19 protein-coding genes and 1 riboswitch are annotated in these 15,022 nt (G+C 62.9%); of the genes, 11 read left to right on the top strand and 8 right to left on the bottom strand.

The features are described 5' to 3' along the window. Positions 1 to 4: 4 nt before the first annotated feature. Positions 5 to 175: riboswitch (TPP riboswitch) on the bottom strand. A 326-nt stretch (positions 176 to 501) separates the two neighbouring features. Both Q0603_RS03170 and Q0603_RS03165 read left to right on the top strand, forming a co-directional pair. Beyond that, a complete protein-coding gene (locus Q0603_RS03170; protein WP_298721923.1) occupies positions 502 to 735 on the top strand; it encodes a helix-turn-helix domain-containing protein in 234 nt (77 codons plus the stop codon). Between the two features lie 9 nt (positions 736 to 744). Further along, positions 745 to 2,109, top strand: coding sequence for a type II toxin-antitoxin system HipA family toxin (locus Q0603_RS03165; RefSeq protein WP_298721921.1), 1,365 nt, complete (start codon positions 745 to 747; stop codon positions 2,107 to 2,109). A gap of 128 nt (positions 2,110 to 2,237) precedes the next feature. Here Q0603_RS03165 and Q0603_RS03160 read toward each other — a convergent pair whose 3' ends face one another. After that, complete coding sequence (locus tag Q0603_RS03160; RefSeq protein WP_298721919.1) at positions 2,238 to 2,933, bottom strand: glutathione binding-like protein; 696 nt, start codon at positions 2,931 to 2,933, stop codon at positions 2,238 to 2,240. Positions 2,934 to 3,083: 150 nt separating this feature from the next. Between Q0603_RS03160 and Q0603_RS03155 the strand changes: the two genes are divergently transcribed. Then, positions 3,084 to 3,428 carry a helix-turn-helix domain-containing protein gene (locus Q0603_RS03155; protein ID WP_298721915.1) on the top strand — a complete coding sequence of 115 codons (345 nt, stop codon included), beginning with the start codon at positions 3,084 to 3,086 and terminating at the stop codon, positions 3,426 to 3,428. 15 nt (positions 3,429 to 3,443) lie between these two features. Here the strand turns inward: Q0603_RS03155 and map are convergent, their stop codons facing one another. Further along, positions 3,444 to 4,217: a type I methionyl aminopeptidase gene (map, locus tag Q0603_RS03150; RefSeq protein ID WP_298722182.1), complete on the bottom strand. Its 774-nt coding sequence runs from the start codon at positions 4,215 to 4,217 to the stop codon at positions 3,444 to 3,446. A gap of 83 nt (positions 4,218 to 4,300) precedes the next feature. Then, positions 4,301 to 4,993 (bottom strand): DNA/RNA nuclease SfsA, encoded by a 693-nt coding sequence (gene sfsA / locus Q0603_RS03145; RefSeq protein WP_298721912.1) that lies wholly within the window; start codon positions 4,991 to 4,993, stop codon positions 4,301 to 4,303. A 95-nt stretch (positions 4,994 to 5,088) separates the two neighbouring features. Between sfsA and Q0603_RS03140 the strand changes: the two genes are divergently transcribed. From Q0603_RS03140 to Q0603_RS03120, 5 genes are all read left to right on the top strand, one after another. Then, positions 5,089 to 5,874 carry a molybdopterin-binding protein gene (locus Q0603_RS03140; protein ID WP_298721909.1) on the top strand — a complete coding sequence of 262 codons (786 nt, stop codon included), beginning with the start codon at positions 5,089 to 5,091 and terminating at the stop codon, positions 5,872 to 5,874. After that, the gene (locus Q0603_RS03135) at positions 5,874 to 6,248 is read left to right on the top strand and encodes a Rap1a/Tai family immunity protein (RefSeq protein WP_298721906.1); all 375 of its coding nucleotides are present in this window, start codon (positions 5,874 to 5,876) and stop codon (positions 6,246 to 6,248) included. Before Q0603_RS03140 ends, Q0603_RS03135 begins: the two co-directional genes overlap by 1 nt. Before the next feature lie 140 nt (positions 6,249 to 6,388). Further along, positions 6,389 to 6,718, top strand: a complete 330-nt coding sequence (locus Q0603_RS03130) for a hypothetical protein (protein ID WP_298721903.1) — start codon at positions 6,389 to 6,391, stop codon at positions 6,716 to 6,718. A 23-nt stretch (positions 6,719 to 6,741) separates the two neighbouring features. Then, complete coding sequence (locus tag Q0603_RS03125) at positions 6,742 to 7,068, top strand: hypothetical protein (protein WP_298721901.1); 327 nt, start codon at positions 6,742 to 6,744, stop codon at positions 7,066 to 7,068. Further along, positions 7,065 to 7,400 (top strand): hypothetical protein, encoded by a 336-nt coding sequence (locus tag Q0603_RS03120; protein WP_298721898.1) that lies wholly within the window; start codon positions 7,065 to 7,067, stop codon positions 7,398 to 7,400. The genes Q0603_RS03125 and Q0603_RS03120 overlap by 4 nt, the downstream gene beginning before the upstream one ends. Here the strand turns inward: Q0603_RS03120 and Q0603_RS03115 are convergent. The 5 genes from Q0603_RS03115 to Q0603_RS03095 are packed head-to-tail and all read right to left on the bottom strand — an operon-like array spanning position 7,372 to position 11,398. Next, a complete protein-coding gene (locus tag Q0603_RS03115) occupies positions 7,372 to 8,385 on the bottom strand; it encodes an oligopeptide/dipeptide ABC transporter ATP-binding protein (RefSeq protein ID WP_298721895.1) in 1,014 nt (337 codons plus the stop codon). The genes Q0603_RS03120 and Q0603_RS03115 overlap by 29 nt on opposite strands. Then, positions 8,382 to 9,383, bottom strand: a complete 1,002-nt coding sequence (locus Q0603_RS03110) for an ABC transporter ATP-binding protein (protein WP_298721890.1) — start codon at positions 9,381 to 9,383, stop codon at positions 8,382 to 8,384. The genes Q0603_RS03115 and Q0603_RS03110 overlap by 4 nt, the downstream gene beginning before the upstream one ends. 4 nt (positions 9,384 to 9,387) lie before the next feature. Beyond that, the gene (locus tag Q0603_RS03105; RefSeq protein WP_298721887.1) at positions 9,388 to 10,233 is read right to left on the bottom strand and encodes an ABC transporter permease; all 846 of its coding nucleotides are present in this window, start codon (positions 10,231 to 10,233) and stop codon (positions 9,388 to 9,390) included. Further along, the gene (locus tag Q0603_RS03100; protein WP_298721884.1) at positions 10,226 to 11,176 is read right to left on the bottom strand and encodes an ABC transporter permease; all 951 of its coding nucleotides are present in this window, start codon (positions 11,174 to 11,176) and stop codon (positions 10,226 to 10,228) included. The genes Q0603_RS03105 and Q0603_RS03100 overlap by 8 nt, the downstream gene beginning before the upstream one ends. Before the next feature lie 15 nt (positions 11,177 to 11,191). After that, positions 11,192 to 11,398: a DUF1289 domain-containing protein gene (locus tag Q0603_RS03095; protein ID WP_298721881.1), complete on the bottom strand. Its 207-nt coding sequence runs from the start codon at positions 11,396 to 11,398 to the stop codon at positions 11,192 to 11,194. A 163-nt stretch (positions 11,399 to 11,561) separates the two neighbouring features. Between Q0603_RS03095 and Q0603_RS03090 the strand changes: the two genes are divergently transcribed. The 3 genes from Q0603_RS03090 to Q0603_RS03080 are packed head-to-tail and all read left to right on the top strand — an operon-like array spanning position 11,562 to position 15,013. Further along, a complete protein-coding gene (locus Q0603_RS03090; protein ID WP_298721878.1) occupies positions 11,562 to 12,314 on the top strand; it encodes an ABC transporter ATP-binding protein in 753 nt (250 codons plus the stop codon). A gap of 14 nt (positions 12,315 to 12,328) precedes the next feature. Continuing rightward, a complete protein-coding gene (locus Q0603_RS03085; protein ID WP_298721875.1) occupies positions 12,329 to 13,063 on the top strand; it encodes an ABC transporter permease subunit in 735 nt (244 codons plus the stop codon). Between the two features lie 9 nt (positions 13,064 to 13,072). Next, the gene (locus tag Q0603_RS03080) at positions 13,073 to 15,013 is read left to right on the top strand and encodes a Gldg family protein (RefSeq protein ID WP_298721873.1); all 1,941 of its coding nucleotides are present in this window, start codon (positions 13,073 to 13,075) and stop codon (positions 15,011 to 15,013) included. Positions 15,014 to 15,022: the final 9 nt, after the last annotated feature.

Raw genomic sequence — 15,022 nt, 5'->3', positions numbered from 1 at the left:
CTCTTTCACGCCTCACGACCGTTCCCTCCGCCGGCATGACCCGGATCAGGTTCACAAGTCCGCCGGCGGCGAGCTGATCAAGCCCGCAGATGCGGCGGTCTTCAGGGTCACGGCGTTGCTGCAGATGCAGCCGGCCGAATCTCAGCGCCCTAGCGGCGCCCCCCTCGGTAAGGCTGAAAGTGATCCAGGGCTGCCTCTTCGTCAACCGAACGCGATATCCTGTTTGGCGGCGGCGATCCTCTGGCCAGCGAGCAGGTTCGGGATACTGAGGAACCTCTAGAACTCGGGTTTGGTTTAATACTTGTCAGCGGCAGCTTATTCCCGAACGGGAATAAATCCGGCAGCGAGCGTCTTAAACCGTTTAATATTCCCGTTCAGGAATAAATATTGCTCGACCGGCTACCAAAGAAGCTTTTATTACCGATCGGTAATATATCGGTTGCGCCGGTTCTACTCGACGCTTATTATTCCCGCTCGGGAATAATTGTCGAGCGGCCTCCTATGACCAAAGCTTCCATACCGATCGGGAATCATCAGATCCGGTCTGCCAGGGACCTGGGTGGGCTGGTGCGCCAGGCACGCAAGTCAATCAAAATGACGCAGGCGACACTTGCGGGTTTGTGCGGCTGCGGAACCCGGTTCATCAGCGAGCTGGAGAGCGGAAAGCCTAGCGTCGAGTTTGACCTGGCCGTGCGCGTGGCCGAAGCCGTCGGCATTCGCCTCTACACTGATTGATGATCGATCATGGATAAGCCGGCCACGATGCTGGAGGTATATCTGGAGCCTTTCGACAGGCCGGTTGGCCTGCTTCGTCAGGCAGGCAAGACTCCAGGCGAAATCGAGTTCACCTATGATCCGGACTATCTGCAGCGCGCCGACAAGATTCAGCTGTCATTGCGTCTGCCGCTGCGCGAGCAGCCCTACGACGACGTCGTTGCTCGGCCGTATTTCGAAAACCTGCTGCCCGAGGGCAGGCGCCGGGATCAGGAGGCTGCACGGGCTGGCACCACTGCTAATGACGTCATCGGCATTCTCGGCCTGATCGGGAAGGACTGTGCCGGCGCGGTCTCGCTCGTCCGTCCTGGCGAGAGGCCTGTCAAGCGTCCGGCGCTTCTGCCTGATGACTACGATCCGCTCGATGAAGAGACACTGATCCAAAGCCTGCGGCGCCTTGAGCAGGGCATGCCCGCTGATCAGAAAGAGAAGCCGTCGCTTGCCGGCGTGCAGGGCAAGATTGCAGTTGCCATGGATCGCAACGGTGCTTTCTACATGCCGTGCAACGGAGCGGCAACGACCCATCTGATCAAGGTTTCCGATCGTCAGTTTCCCAACGGAGTCGACAATGAATACTTCTGTCTGTCTTTGTTAAAGCGGCTCGGCATCCCGACCGTAAACTTCCAGAAGCGCCGCTTCATGGCAGCAGATGGCACGCAGCTCGATGCCCTGATCGTTGACCGCTATGACCGGAAGATCGTCAGCCAGGGGAATGGGCTGGAGGTCAGCAGGTTGCATCAGGAGGACTTCTGCCAAGCGCTCGGCTGCACTTCGTATGCCAAATACGAGCATAGAGGGGGGCCGACATTGCAGCGCATATTCGAGGTCGCTGAACACACCGCCGTGCCCGCCAGCACACGGCAGACGCTGCTCGAGGCGTTGATCGCAAACCTTCTTTGCGGCAATTCGGATGCGCACGCCAAGAATTTCTCTCTCGTCTACCAGCAGGGCTCAAAGTACCCGTCGCTTGCACCGATTTACGACATTCTGTGTGTAAAGCTTTATCCGGACTACAATCACGACATGGCCCAGAAGATCGGAGGCACGGCCAATCCAGACGAGATTGCAAAGGCGGACCTTGAGGCCTTTGCGAAGGAAACAACGATCGGCTGGAAGCTGCTTGCGAAGACGGTCAACAAACTGGTGAGCAAAGCGACACCTATCGCCATCACACTATCGAGAGAAATCGACGTGTCGCGGTTTCATGCCAGCCGCATACTCGGCGTCATCGATGCCAGATCCCGGCATCTGGCCGATATCATGGGTATTTCATATCCTGATTACGGTATCGATGCCTTTGTAGAACGGTCACCGGGTTGGCAGATGCTTTCCTGATCCAATGCCATTCACGGCCTGCGGGCTGAAGCATGGCGGCCAGCTGCAATGATCAAGATGGCGCGGGCGGATATGCTGCATGTGGCGGTGCCGCCGTCTGCCGGCGGCACCGCGAAATTCAGCCCATGTCAGGCAGCCACAGCCGAGAGCAGCTCGCCAATCGCGACATGGCCGAGGAACTGCCCGCTGGTCTGTGCCGGCTTGCCATCTTCGATGGCATGGGCGAAGGCAACAGCCGGATCGGCCTTTAGCTTTTGCAGATAGCTGTAGAGCGCGGGATAATCCTTTTGCAGATCGAACAGGTTCAGGTCTTCGCCCCAGCGGGCGATGCCGGCAAGATAGGCATCGGCAATGCTGCGGCTTTCGCCCAGTAGCCAGTCGCGCTTGGCGAGGATCGACTGCAGATATGCGTAGCATTCGGCAGCGCTTTCGCGCGCCATCTCGCGCAGGCGAGCGCTGAGCGGATCGTTATCCTCGAGCTTATAGGCAGCCCAGGCCGGCGCGAAGGCGCCATGCATGCTGGTATGCAGATAGGCCAGCATCTGGTTCAGCCGGTCGCCAGCCGGGCCACCTGTCACGCCCAGCCTGCGCTCAGGCCCGCGCGCGGCGATGTGGAGCAGGATGGCGAGGCTCTCGGTCAGCGTTTCGCCATTCTCCAGCAGCAGCGCCGGTGTTTCCTCCAGGGGGTTGAAGCGGGCATAGCGCGCATCCTTGTTGATCATGTCGATGCGGCAAAGCCGATAGGGCTGGCCGAGCCATTCCAGCGCCACGATGGAGCCGAACGAGCAGCCATGCGGGATGCCGTAGAAAAGTACGGGTTCCATTTGCGTCAGATCCTCTTCTGCGTTTGTCCGAATGCCGGCCGGCTGCGCAGAAGATGAAGAAGGTGCTTTCTTTTGTGAAGAAGGCACTATTTTGTGACGTTGGTACAAAAATTATACCGGGATGAACCGGCTGGTTTAAGGGGACTCCGCATGAAGGAAAGCGTTTCTGGTTGTCCTGTCGAAGATGCCATGCGCCTGCTGGGCGGACGCTGGCGCATCGTGCTGGTGTATTACCTGCTGGAAGGGCCGAAGCGGTTCAACGAGCTGCGTCGTCTGATGACCGGCATATCGCAGCGCATGCTGACGCTGGATCTGCGCGCATTGGAAGAGGCTGGGCTGGTGAAGCGGACCGTCTATCCGCAGGTGCCGGTGAAGGTGGAATATTCCCTCACTGCGGAAGGGCAGCGCCTGCGCAAGCTGGTCGATGTGCTGGGAGAGACAGGCGAAAGGCTGGCAAAGCGCGGCTGCTTCGCCAGCCCTCAGCAGGCAGCATGAGACTGGAATGCGGGATCACAGATAGGGCGGCTTGTGCCAGCCCTTAGGGGAAAGGGTGAAGATCTCGTAGCCGGTTTCGGTCACACCGATCGAATGCTCGAACTGCGCCGAGAGCGAACGGTCCTTGGTGACCGCCGTCCAGCCGTCTGACAGCAGTTTCACCTGCCACTTGCCGGCATTCACCATCGGCTCGATGGTGAAGAACATGCCGGGCTTCAGCGGCACGCCGGTGCCCGGTTCGCCGTAATGCAGAATGTTCGGCGGCTCGTGGAAAATGCGGCCAAGGCCATGGCCGCAGAAATCGCGAACCACCGAGAAGCGCTCCTTCTCGACGAATTTCTGAATGGCGTAGCCGATATCGCCCGTGGTGGCGCCGGGCTTCACCACTTCGATGCCGCGCATCATGGCTTCGTAGGTGATCTCGCACAGGCGGCGGCCCTTCACGCCGACATCGCCCAGCAAAAACATGCGGCTGGTATCGCCATGCCAGCCGTCCAGGATGACGGTGACGTCGATATTCATGATGTCGCCGTCTTCCAGCACCTTGTCGCCGGGAATGCCATGGCAGACGACGTGGTTGACGGAGGTGCAGATCGATTTCGGATAGCCGCGATAGCCGAGCGGCGCGGGCACGGCGCCATGCTCAACGATGAATTTGTGGCACAGCTCGTCGAGCTCGCCGGTGGTCACGCCCGGCACGACATAGGGGGTGATGAAATCCAGCGTCTCCGCGGCCAGCCGGCCGGCCCGGCGCATGCCCTCGAAATCCTCCGGCTTGTGCAGGCGGATTGCGCCGGGACGGAAATCCTCGTCCTCGTCGCCAGTATCGACGATAGGAGCAAAATCTTGATTCAACGTTCTATTCCAGTGAGTTACGAGTCCAAAACCAGCGGCCGCGCAATACTGATCCCGGCCGGGCTGACGTTGCAGGCGTAACATAGCGCCTCGACCCCGCTATTCCTAGCCTCCCTGAAGGCCGCGGCGTAGCCGGGATCGCAGTCGGCGGCGATGCGAAAATGGCTGCAATCGCTGCGCTGTACCACGAACAGCATGACGGCCCGCTTGCCGGCGGCGACCATCGCCGCGAGCTCGCGCAGATGCTTGGCGCCGCGCTCGGTGACGCAATCGGGGAATTCCGCCAAACCCGGCTGGCGGCTGAGATGGACATTCTTCACTTCGAGATAGCAGTCGGGCTTGCCCTCGGCGCTCAGCAGGAAATCCACCCGGCTGTGGGCGCCATAGGCAACTTCCGGCCGATGCAAGTGATATCCGGTCAGTTCTGCAATGCGGCCGGCCGCCAGGGCTTCGGCGGTGAGGCGGTTGGGCAGCCCGGTATCGATGCCGATCAAGCTGCCGTCGGCCTCGGCCAGCACCCAGCCCCAGTTGAGCTTGCCCCTGCCGGGTTTTAACCAGACCCGGCTGCCCGGTTCCGTCAGGCCCAGCATGGCGCCCGGATTGGGGCAATGCACGGTTTCCTCGTGGCCGTCATCGAACCGGACATCGGCCAGAAACCGCTTGTAGCGGCGCAAAAGGATCGCAGGGGTCAAAGGGGCAGGGAAGTCCATCCGCCGCCTATACAAGCCGGAAGTAGAGGCGGCAATGGTCGTATCGCGCTAATCGGGTGCTGGCTTGCCCGCGTTGTGCGTGCTATTTCCTCCCCATGACGGAAACGCCTCCCAACGCCGAGACCAGGCAGCCGAAGATCGTCACTGCGGCGATGCTGGTCATCGGCAACGAAATCCTTTCGGGCCGCACGCGCGATGCCAACATGCATTATCTGTCGGGCCGGCTGACCGAGCTGGGCATCCGGCTGATGGAAGCCCGCGTGGTGCCCGATATCGAGGCGATGATCGTCGCTGCCGTGAACGAGCTGCGCAGCCGTTATGACTACGTCTTCACCTCCGGCGGCATCGGGCCGACCCATGACGACATCACCGCCGACAGCATCGCCAAGGCCTTTGGCGTGGGCATCGACATCCATCCGGAAGCCCGCCGCCGTCTGGAAGCGCATTACGAGCCCGGCATGCTGAATGCCGCGCGGCTGCGCATGGCGCGGGTCCCCGATACGGCGACGCTGATCGACAACCCGGTATCGGCCGCGCCGGGCTTTCGCATCGGCAATGTCATGGTGATGGCCGGCGTGCCGGCGATTTTCCAGGCGATGGTCGCCAGCGTCGCGCCGACGCTGGTCGGTGGGGATCGCCTGCTGTCGCGCACGATTGTCGCCCAGGTGCCGGAAGGCGCGGTAGCGGAATCGCTGGGCGCGCTGCAGCAGACCTATCCCGATGTCGATATGGGCTCCTATCCGGCTTTCCGGGGCGGCAAGGCCTCCACCGCCATCGTGCTGCGGTCTACCGATGCCGGGCGGCTGGAAGCCGCCGCTTCAGCCATGCATGCCATTTTCCGCCAATTGGGCGGCGAGCCTGTCGAGAACGAGATCGTGTGATGCGCCTATCTGCTTTTCTGCTGTTTGCGGCTACCCTGATTGCGTCGCCTGTGCTGGCGCAGATGATGTCGAATGATCTCACTCCGCCGCCGCGGTTTCTGGCCAAGGATCTGGCGGCATCCTGCGAGTCCGGCGAGGGCAGTCCGCTTCTGGCTGGCTGCCAGCGCTATCTGCAGGGGGCCGTGGCGATGTATGAGCTGATCGTCGCCGACGGCAAGGAACTGACCTGGTTCTGCGCGCCGCACGAAGCCCCGGCAGGATTGCTGCAGCAGCAATATGTCGAATGGGCGCGGGACAACGCCGATCAGATGGAGCTGGACGCCATGCAGGCGGTCCGTATGGCGCTGGCGGATGCCTTTCCCTGCCAGGAATAGGAATAGCCCCTAGAAGAACAGGCCTTGCGTCTTTATTCCGCCGCAATCGCGGAAAAATCTAGATCGCACCTGTATCGCGATCTATTTGAATGCGGATCAGGTGAATGATTGCCCCGCTGGGTTGCCGGTGGAGGGATGTCATGCTTCGGATATCGCCGCTCGCCGTCGTATTGACCCTTGCCGGCTGCGGGCCGCAGATGGAATGGACCAAGCCCAATGTCTCCATGATGGAGGCGGAGGCCGATACGGCCGAATGCGCCAGGCTTGCGCGCGACCAGGCGTTCCGCGAAAGCTACAGCATGCCGTTTGCCTATTATCCCTGGTCGCCCTACGGCTTTCCCCGCTACCGCCGCTACTCCTATGGCCCGTTCGACGATCCCTTCATGTCGCGGATGCAGCGCGAGCATGAATTGCGCTCCTTCTGCCTGCGGGCGCGCGGCTACAGTCTGACGCCGGTGCCGCCATCGTGAGTGTCTCTCGCATGATCAGGAGCATGAATAAGCTTGCATTGGTGTGCCTGCTGATGGTGGCGGCCTGCGCGCCGGCGACACGATGGTCGCGGCCGGATACCGCGGATGCGCAGCGTTTGGCCGATGAGAAGAACTGCGAAGAGATCGCGGCCGAGCAGGCGCTGGATGAAAGCTTTGCCTCGGGCCCGAAATATCCGCCCTATCGCGACACGCAATTCATCCTGGATGGCGGCGGCGAGGACGGCGGCAGCGGGCCGGTGGCATCCTACAGCCGCCGCGGTCCCCGTCAGTACGAACTGGCCGTCTACTGCATGGAACAGCGCGGCTATAAACTGGTCCCGGTGGAATGATGAGACGGGTTCTGTGCGCTTTTGCTCTGCTGGTGCTGGGCGGCTGTGCGGCTTCGACCGAATGGGCGCGCACGGATACCTCGCCTGCGCAAATCGCCGCCGACGAGAAGGAATGCAGGGAAAAGGCCTACTGGCAGGCGCTGGATGAAAGTCAGGCGACGCATCAGCTTTACCCGCCTTATACCGGCACCGGCTTCGGCTGGGGGCCGCCTTTCCATTCCGTGCAGTCGCCGTCCTACTTCATGCGGGGACCGCGGGAATACGAATTCGTCGACTACTGCATGCGCGAACGCGGCTACACGCTCAGACCGATTGAACGGCCGCGCTCATAGTCGCGACTTCTTCCGCCTTGTGGCAGGCAACATCGCGTCCATCGCTTAAAGAGCGCAATACCGGCGCGTCTGTCCGGCATCTTGCATCGGCATAGCGGCAGCGCTCGGCCAGCGCGCAGCCGGGCGGCAAGATTGCCTGGTTCGGCGGATTGCCCTGCAGCAGGGAATGTCGGCGCCGCTGTCCCGGCGGCGGCGGAACCGGGCGGGGCAGGGCCGCTATCAGAGCCTGGGTATAGGGATGCGCGGGCTGCGCGAAGATCGCTGCCGTGGGGCCGGTTTCCACAATGCGGCCGAGATACATCACCGCCAGCCGCGCGCAGAGATGATCGACCACCGCCAGGTTGTGGCTGATGAACAGATAGGTGATGCCGAAGCGGCGCTGCAGATCCGCCATCAGGTTCAGCACCTGCGCCTGCACCGAGACATCCAGCGCCGACACCGCCTCGTCGGCAACGATCAGCTTGGGGCGCGTGATCAGCGCGCGGGCAATGGCGATGCGCTGGCGCTGGCCGCCGGAGAATTCATGCGGATATTTGCGCATGTCGCCTTCGCGCAAGCCCACAGCAGCCAGCGCATCGGCAATGCGGAGATGGCGGTCGCTGCGGCTCAGGCGCTCCAAGACATCGAGCGGTTCTGCCACGATGCGCTCGACCGTCAGCCTCGGATCGAGCGATCCGTATGGGTCCTGAAACACCATCTGGAAATCGCGCCGCGCCTTGCGCAGTTCGGCGGGCGTCAACGCATTGAGATCCCGCCCAGCAAACAGCATGCGGCCGCTATCGGGCGGCTCCAGAGCCATCACCAGCCGTGCCAGGGTCGACTTCCCGCAGCCGGACTCGCCCACCACGCCAAGGCTCTCGCCAGCCTGGATGTCGAGCGTGACGCCGTTGACGGCATGGATGCGCGGCGGCGGCGAAAACGGCGTTGTGCGCGGCAAAGGATAGGACTTGTGGAGGTCCTGAAGCTGAACCAGCGGCGCGGTCACGGCAGTCGTCTCCGCGCTTCATCGGTGCGCCAGCATTCCGCCCAATGCTCGGGCGAGACAAAGACCTCGGGCGGCATTTTCTCGCGGCAGCGCGGCTCGGACAGGCTGCAGCGATCAGCAAAGGCGCAGGCCGGGCCCAGATCATGCAGATCGGGCACGATACCCGGAATGGTCGGCAGCGGCGGGCGCGGATAGGCGCGCTCTGCCAGCGCGCGATCAAGGCGCGGCATGGCGGCGAACAGGCCGCGGGCATAAGGATGCGCCAGATCGGAAAAGACCGCATGCACCGGGCCGGCCTCGACGGCACGTCCGGCATACATGACCAGCACGCGATCCACGGTCTCGGCAATGACGCCAAGATCGTGGCTGATCAGGATCAGCGCCATGCCGGTATCGTCCACAATCTGGCGGATCAGATCGAGGATCTGGCCCTGGATGGTGACATCCAAAGCCGTGGTCGGCTCGTCGGCAATCAGGATGTCGGGCCCGCAGGCGAGCGCCATGGCGATCATCACGCGCTGGCGCTGACCGCCGGACAGCTGATGCGGATAGGCATCCAGCCGCGACCGCGGATCGGGGATTCCGACGCGATCCAGCAATTCGACGGCACGCTCCTTGGCCTGGCGGCGGCTCAGGCCCGCATGCAGGGTTAAGGGCTCGGCGACCTGGTCGCCGATGCGATGCAGCGGATTGAGCGAAGTCATCGGCTCCTGGAAGATCATCGCCAGGCGGTTGCCGCGCAGATCGCACAGCCGCTTCTCGCTGGCGCGCAGCAGATTCTCGCCCTGGTAGGAAACCTCGCCTGCCGTTTCCGCGCCCTCGGGCAGGAGGCCCATCAAAGCCAGAGCAGTCATCGACTTGCCGCAGCCGGACTCGCCGACGATGCCAAGCGTTTCGCTCTTGTTGAGGTCAAAGCTGAGGCCGCGGACGATTTCGGTTGCGCCCCGGTTGGTCGGCAGGGCGACGCGCAGATCGCGGACGGAAAGCAGCGCTGTCATGGCTTTACCTTTGCCGCGCCAGGCGCGGATCGGTCAGATCGCGCAGGCCATCGCCCAGAAGATTGAGGCCAAGCACCGAGATCGCGATAGCGAGGCCGGGAAACACGCTGAGCAAGGGGGCGCGGAAGACGTAGGTCTGGGCGTCGTTCAGCATGCGGCCCCAGGAGGGCGTCGGCGGCTGGGTGCCGAGACCGAGATAGGACAGGGCCGCTTCGGCCAGAATCGCCAGCGCGAACTGGATGGTCGCCTGCACGACGATCACCGCCAGGATGTTCGGCAGCACATGTTCGATGGTGATGCGGAAGAGGCCCTTGCCGGCCGAGCGCGCCGCAAGGATGAAGTCGCGCGCCCAGATCGCGTTGGCTGAAGCACGCACGACGCGGGCAAAGACCGGAATGTTGAAGATCGCGATGGCGATGATCGAGTTGATCGTCCGCGGCCCGAGAATGGCAGCGAACATGATCGCCGACAGGATCGCCGGGAAGGCATAGGTGAAATCCGCCATGCGCATCACCAGCTCTTCGATCCAGCCGCGCCTGGCCGAGGCCAGCAGGCCAAGTGCGCTGCCCAGCAGCAGGCCGATGCCGACCGACACGATGGCGACGAAAAGCGAATTCTGCGCACCGGCAAGGATGAGCGACAGCACGTCGCGTCCGAAGGCGTCGGTGCCAAGCCAGTGCTCGGCCGATGGCGGCGCCAGGCGGCGGCGGATGTTGATGGCCGTGGTGGAATAGGGCGTCCAGAAGAGCGACAGCAGCGCCATGCCGACGACGATGGCGGTCAGCAGGCCGCCGAAGGCAAAGCTGCGATGCCGCAGGGCGCGGCGCAGAAAGCCAGCGCGGTCAAACATCGCGGGCCTTCAGGCGCGGATCGATCACCGCATAAAGGACATCGACGATGAAATTGACGGTCACCACGGTGAAGGCCAGCAGCACAACGGCGGCTTTCACCACCTCGATATCACGGTTGTTGATTGCCTGGAAGATCAGCCGTCCGAGGCCGGGCAGCGAGAAGACCTGCTCGACCACGATGGCGCCGGCCAAAAGATTGCCGAATTGCAGGCCGATCATGGTGACAACGGGGATCAGCGCGTTGCGCAGCACATGGCGCCACAGCACCGCATGGCGGCTCAAGCCTTTCGCGCGCGCCGTGCGCACGAAATCCTCGCGCAGCACTTCCAGGACCGAGGAGCGCGTGATGCGGGCCAGAATCGCGGCCTGCACGGCGGCCAGCGCGATGCTGGGCAGGATCAGGCTTTGCAGGCCCGGGCCCAGACCGTCGGCCCAGCCGGGAAAGCCACCGGCCGACAGCCAGCCGAGATTGACGGCAAACAGCAGGATCAGCAGCAGGCCGAACCAGAAATTCGGTATCGAGATGCCAAGCTGGCTGATGCCCATGACGATGACATCGGCCGGCTTGTTGTGGCGCGCGGCCGCAAAGACGCCAAGCCCCAAGGCCAGCAGGATGGTCAGCAGCATGGCCATCAGCGTCAGCGGATAGGTCAGCGGCAAGCGATCGGCGATCATCTGCCAGACCGGCGTCTTGTAGGCATAGGAAATTCCGAAATCGCCAACCAGCAGATTGCCGATCCAGTCGGTGTAGCGTTCCAGGATCGGCCTATCGAGGCCGTATTGCTGGCGGAAGACCGCAAGCTGCTCGTCGGTCGCATCGATGCCCAGCACCAGCAGTGCCGGATCGCCGGGCAGGATTTCCAGCACCAGAAAAACGATGATCGATGTCGCGATCAGCGTCGCGATCAGCGTGAGGAGGCGCTTGAGCAGGAATTGCGGCATCGAGCAGGTTTTACGCTACCTAAGGCCCTGCCGGCGCGCGGCGATGCGGGCCAGCAAGGCGCGCTTGCCGCTGTCGTCCAGGCCCGGCCAGGCGCCGATCTCTTCGCCGGTGCGATAGCAGCCCAGGCACCAGCCGGTCCGGCGGTCGATCTGACAGATCCTCACGCAGGGCGAAACAGGGGACGGAAGCGATTCGCGGTCCATGGCAGGCTGACGGGGCATGGCGGATCAGAAAAGGCCCCGATTGAGGCCGCGAGAAAGCGGATTCCAGCCTTTCCGGCAAAATCGCATCAGGAGGGCTTGAACCATGGGCAGGTAAACCCTTATCTAGCGGGCGCCGTCGGAACGGCGCTGACGGGGGACAGGCAGGAGACGACGCAAAACGATGATCGACATAAAGAATCTGGTCAAGCAATTCGGTCCGTTCACCGCTGTCGACAATATCAGTTTCACGGTCGCGAAAGGCGAGGTGCTCGGCTTTCTCGGACCTAACGGGGCGGGGAAATCCACAACCATGAAGATGTTGTGCGGATTCCTAAGTCCTACTTCTGGCAGTATATCGGTCATGGGTCATGACGTTGAGGCCAATCCGCAGGCTGCCAAGACCTGCATCGGTTATCTGCCCGAAGGCGCGCCGACCTATGCCGACATGACGCCACGCGGCTTTCTCGACTTCATCGCCGATGTGCGTGGCCTGACCGGCAAGGACCGCTGGTTGCGCATCGAGAAGGTGGTCGACCAGGTCAACATCAAGGATGTGCTGGACCAGCCGATCGACACCCTGTCGAAGGGCTACAAGCGCCGCGTCGGCCTGGCGCAGGCGATCCTGCATGATCCGCCGGTGCTGGTGCTGGACGAGCCGACTGACGGTCTGGATCCGAACCAGAAGCACGAAGTGCGGCAGCTGATCCAGACGATGGCGCGCGACAAGGCGATCATCATCTCCACCCATATCCTGGAAGAGGTGGAAGCGGTCTGCAGCCGCGCCATCATCATCGCCCGCGGCCGTGTCGTGGCCGAGGGCCGGCCAGACGGTGCTGCCGGCTGGCGCATCGGCGACATCATCGCCGGCCCCGGCAAGCTCGACGCCGCCTTCCGCCAGATCACCCAAGCCGCCGCGCTCGCGCGCGCCGCCTGATCGGATCATTAGCCATGAAGCCTATGCTCGCCGTTCTTCGTCGCGAACTCTCCGGCTATTTCGCCACGCCCGTGGCCTATGTCTTCATCGTGGTCTTCCTGTTCACGGCCGGAATCTTCACTTTCTATCTCGGCCAGTTCTTCGAGCGCGGCCAGGCCGATCTGAAGGCCTTCTTCCTGTTTCATCCCTGGCTTTACCTGTTCTTCCTGCCTGCCATCGCAATGCGGCTCTGGGCCGAGGAGCGCAAGTCGGGCACCATCGAACTGCTGCTGACCCTGCCGATCCCGCTCTGGGCCGCGGTGCTGGGCAAGTTCGTCGCCGCCTGGGTTTTTGCAGGCATCGCGCTGGCGCTGACCTTTCCGCTCTGGATCACGGTCAACTGGCTTGGCACGCCCGATAACGGCGTGATCCTGGCTGGCTATGTCGGCAGCTTCCTGATGGCCGGCGCCTATCTGGCGATCGGCAGCTGCATCAGCGCCCTGACCCGCAATCAGGTGATCGCCTTTGTGATCAGCGTCCTGATCTGCTTCATTTTCACGGTTTCGGGCGCGCCGATGGTGCTGAATTTCTTCCAGGGCTGGGCGCCCGGTCTGATCGTCGACACGATCGCCTCCTTCAGCTTCCTGGGCCATTTCAACGCCATCACCGACGGCGTGATCGATCTGCGCGACGTGATCTTCTTCCTGTCGCTGATCGTCGTGTGGCTCTATGCCAATGCCGTTGTCGTCGATTTCAAGAAAGCGGGCTGAGACTGCATCATGAAAACCGGCAGCAAAGCGTTTCTCACCGGCACCGGGCTGATCGCCGCCTTCGCCATCTTCTTTGCCGTCAACATCCTGTCGAACCAGGGATTGCGCAACGCGCGTGTCGACCTGACGGAAGCGCGGCTCTACACGCTGTCCGATGGCACGCGCAACGTGCTGAAGCAGATTCCGGAACCGATCACGCTGCGCTTCTTCTTCTCCGAGAAGCTGGCCTCCGCTGCGCCGCAACTGCGGCAATACGGCCTGCGGGTGCGTGAGCTGCTGGAGCGCTATGCGGCGCTGGCCGATGGCAAGATCCGCCTTGAGGTGATCGACCCCGAGCCGTTCACCGAAGCCGAGGATCGCGCAGTGCAGGCCGGGCTGCAGGCGGCCAACCTGCCGGGCGGGCAGTTCTATTTCGGTCTGGTCGGCAGCAACACGCTGGACCAGCAGCAGACGATTCCCTTCTTCCAGGCGGAGAAGGAGCAGTTCCTGGAATATGACCTGACCAAGCTGATCTACGGCTTGAGCAATCCGACCAAGCCGGTGGTCGGCATCCTCGGCTCGCTGCCGCTGGAATACGGTCCGGGCGGCATCATGGCGGCGATGCGCGGGCAGTCGCAGCCCTATCTGATCCTCGATCAGATCAAGCAGTTCTTCGAAGTGAAGATGCTGGAAGCATCGAAGCCCGAGGAGATCAATGACAAGCTTAGCGTGCTGATCCTGGCGCATCCGAAGGATCTGTCGCCGCAGGCGCAGTACGCCATCGATCAGTATGTGCTCAAGGGCGGCCGCCTGATCGTCTTCGCCGATCCCTATTCGGAAACCATGGCGGCAATGCCGAATCCGATGACCGGCCAGCCGATGCCGGGCGGCGAGCAGAGCTCGCTGCTGCCCGATCTGTTCAAGGCCTGGGGCGTCGAGGTCGAGGCTGACAAATACGTCGCCGACCTGGCGCTGGCGCAGCGCGTCCAGACCGGACGCAGCGGTCCCGCGGCCGTGGTCGATTACCTGCCCTGGCTGGCGATCTCCAGCGAGCAGATGAGCCGCGACGATGTGGTCACGGCCGAGCTGACGCAGATCAACACGGCCTCGATGGGCTCGATCCGCAGGATCGATGGCGCCAGCACCACGGTGACGCCGCTTATTACGTCTTCGAACCAGGCCATGCTGATGGATACCGCCGATCTCAAGGGCGATCCCAATCCGCAGGTTCTGGCTGAGAAGTTCAAGCCGACCGGCGAGACCTATGTGCTCGCGGCGCGCATCAGCGGCCCCGCCAAGACGGCTTTCCCCGACGGCGCTCCGGCGCCGGAGAAGAAGGAAGGGGAGGAGAACAAGGATGCGGCTCCCGCGGTGCCGGCTGGTGAGCAGGTGAAGGAAAGCAGCAAGCCGATCAACGTGCTGCTGGTCGCCGATGCCGACCTGCTGGATGACCGCTTCTGGGTGCGCAGCCAGCAGATGTTCGGCCAGAACATGTATGTGCCGATTGCCGCCAATGCCGATTTCCTGATCAATGCGATCGACAACATGTCGGGCTCGGGCGATCTGATCGGCCTGCGCAGCCGCGGCCGGTCGCAGCGGCCGTTCGAGGTGATCGACAATCTGCGTCGCCAGGCCGAGCAGCAGTTCCTGGCGCGCCAGCGGCAGCTTGAGCAGAAGCTGGAGGATACCCAGAAGAAGCTTGCCGATCTGCAGTCCAAGACCCAGGAGCAGTCGAATGCTTTGCTGACGGCTGAGCAGCAGGCGGCGCTGGATACCTTCCGCGACGAGCTGCTGCAGACCCGGCGCGAGCTGCGCGGCGTGCAGCGCGAGCTGAACCGCGACATCGAAGGTCTGCAGACCCTGGTGAAGTTCATCAATATCGGGCTGATGCCCTTGCTGGCCGCGCTGGTCGCCATCGGCCTGAGCATCGCCTGGCGCCGTCGCCGCGCACGCCGCGTGGCCGAAATCTGACGGCAGGCG

This window comes from uncultured Ferrovibrio sp., from assembly GCF_937960835.1.
In the GTDB taxonomy this organism is placed as follows: domain Bacteria; phylum Pseudomonadota; class Alphaproteobacteria; order Ferrovibrionales; family Ferrovibrionaceae; genus Ferrovibrio.
This window is presented reverse-complemented; position numbering and strand designations above follow the sequence as displayed.

What these genes read in the sequence shown, in the direction of transcription:
- Q0603_RS03080 (WP_298721873.1), top strand. Translation starts at nt 13,073, where the DNA reads ATGAAAACCGGCAGCAAAGCGTTTCTCACCGGCACCGGGCTGATCGCC.
- Q0603_RS03125 (WP_298721901.1), top strand. Translation starts at nt 6,742, where the DNA reads ATGAATAAGCTTGCATTGGTGTGCCTGCTGATGGTGGCGGCCTGCGCG.
- Q0603_RS03135 (WP_298721906.1), top strand. Translation starts at nt 5,874, where the DNA reads ATGCGCCTATCTGCTTTTCTGCTGTTTGCGGCTACCCTGATTGCGTCG.
- Q0603_RS03100 (WP_298721884.1), bottom strand. Translation starts at nt 11,176, where the DNA reads ATGCCGCAATTCCTGCTCAAGCGCCTCCTCACGCTGATCGCGACGCTG.
- Q0603_RS03140 (WP_298721909.1), top strand. Translation starts at nt 5,089, where the DNA reads ATGACGGAAACGCCTCCCAACGCCGAGACCAGGCAGCCGAAGATCGTC.
- Q0603_RS03120 (WP_298721898.1), top strand. Translation starts at nt 7,065, where the DNA reads ATGATGAGACGGGTTCTGTGCGCTTTTGCTCTGCTGGTGCTGGGCGGC.
- Q0603_RS03155 (WP_298721915.1), top strand. Translation starts at nt 3,084, where the DNA reads ATGAAGGAAAGCGTTTCTGGTTGTCCTGTCGAAGATGCCATGCGCCTG.
- Q0603_RS03110 (WP_298721890.1), bottom strand. Translation starts at nt 9,383, where the DNA reads ATGACAGCGCTGCTTTCCGTCCGCGATCTGCGCGTCGCCCTGCCGACC.
- Q0603_RS03170 (WP_298721923.1), top strand. Translation starts at nt 502, where the DNA reads ATGACCAAAGCTTCCATACCGATCGGGAATCATCAGATCCGGTCTGCC.
- Q0603_RS03165 (WP_298721921.1), top strand. Translation starts at nt 745, where the DNA reads ATGGATAAGCCGGCCACGATGCTGGAGGTATATCTGGAGCCTTTCGAC.
- Q0603_RS03090 (WP_298721878.1), top strand. Translation starts at nt 11,562, where the DNA reads ATGATCGACATAAAGAATCTGGTCAAGCAATTCGGTCCGTTCACCGCT.
- Q0603_RS03085 (WP_298721875.1), top strand. Translation starts at nt 12,329, where the DNA reads ATGAAGCCTATGCTCGCCGTTCTTCGTCGCGAACTCTCCGGCTATTTC.
- Q0603_RS03130 (WP_298721903.1), top strand. Translation starts at nt 6,389, where the DNA reads ATGCTTCGGATATCGCCGCTCGCCGTCGTATTGACCCTTGCCGGCTGC.
- Q0603_RS03160 (WP_298721919.1), bottom strand. Translation starts at nt 2,933, where the DNA reads ATGGAACCCGTACTTTTCTACGGCATCCCGCATGGCTGCTCGTTCGGC.
- Q0603_RS03105 (WP_298721887.1), bottom strand. Translation starts at nt 10,233, where the DNA reads ATGTTTGACCGCGCTGGCTTTCTGCGCCGCGCCCTGCGGCATCGCAGC.
- Q0603_RS03095 (WP_298721881.1), bottom strand. Translation starts at nt 11,398, where the DNA reads ATGCCCCGTCAGCCTGCCATGGACCGCGAATCGCTTCCGTCCCCTGTT.
- sfsA (WP_298721912.1), bottom strand. Translation starts at nt 4,993, where the DNA reads ATGGACTTCCCTGCCCCTTTGACCCCTGCGATCCTTTTGCGCCGCTAC.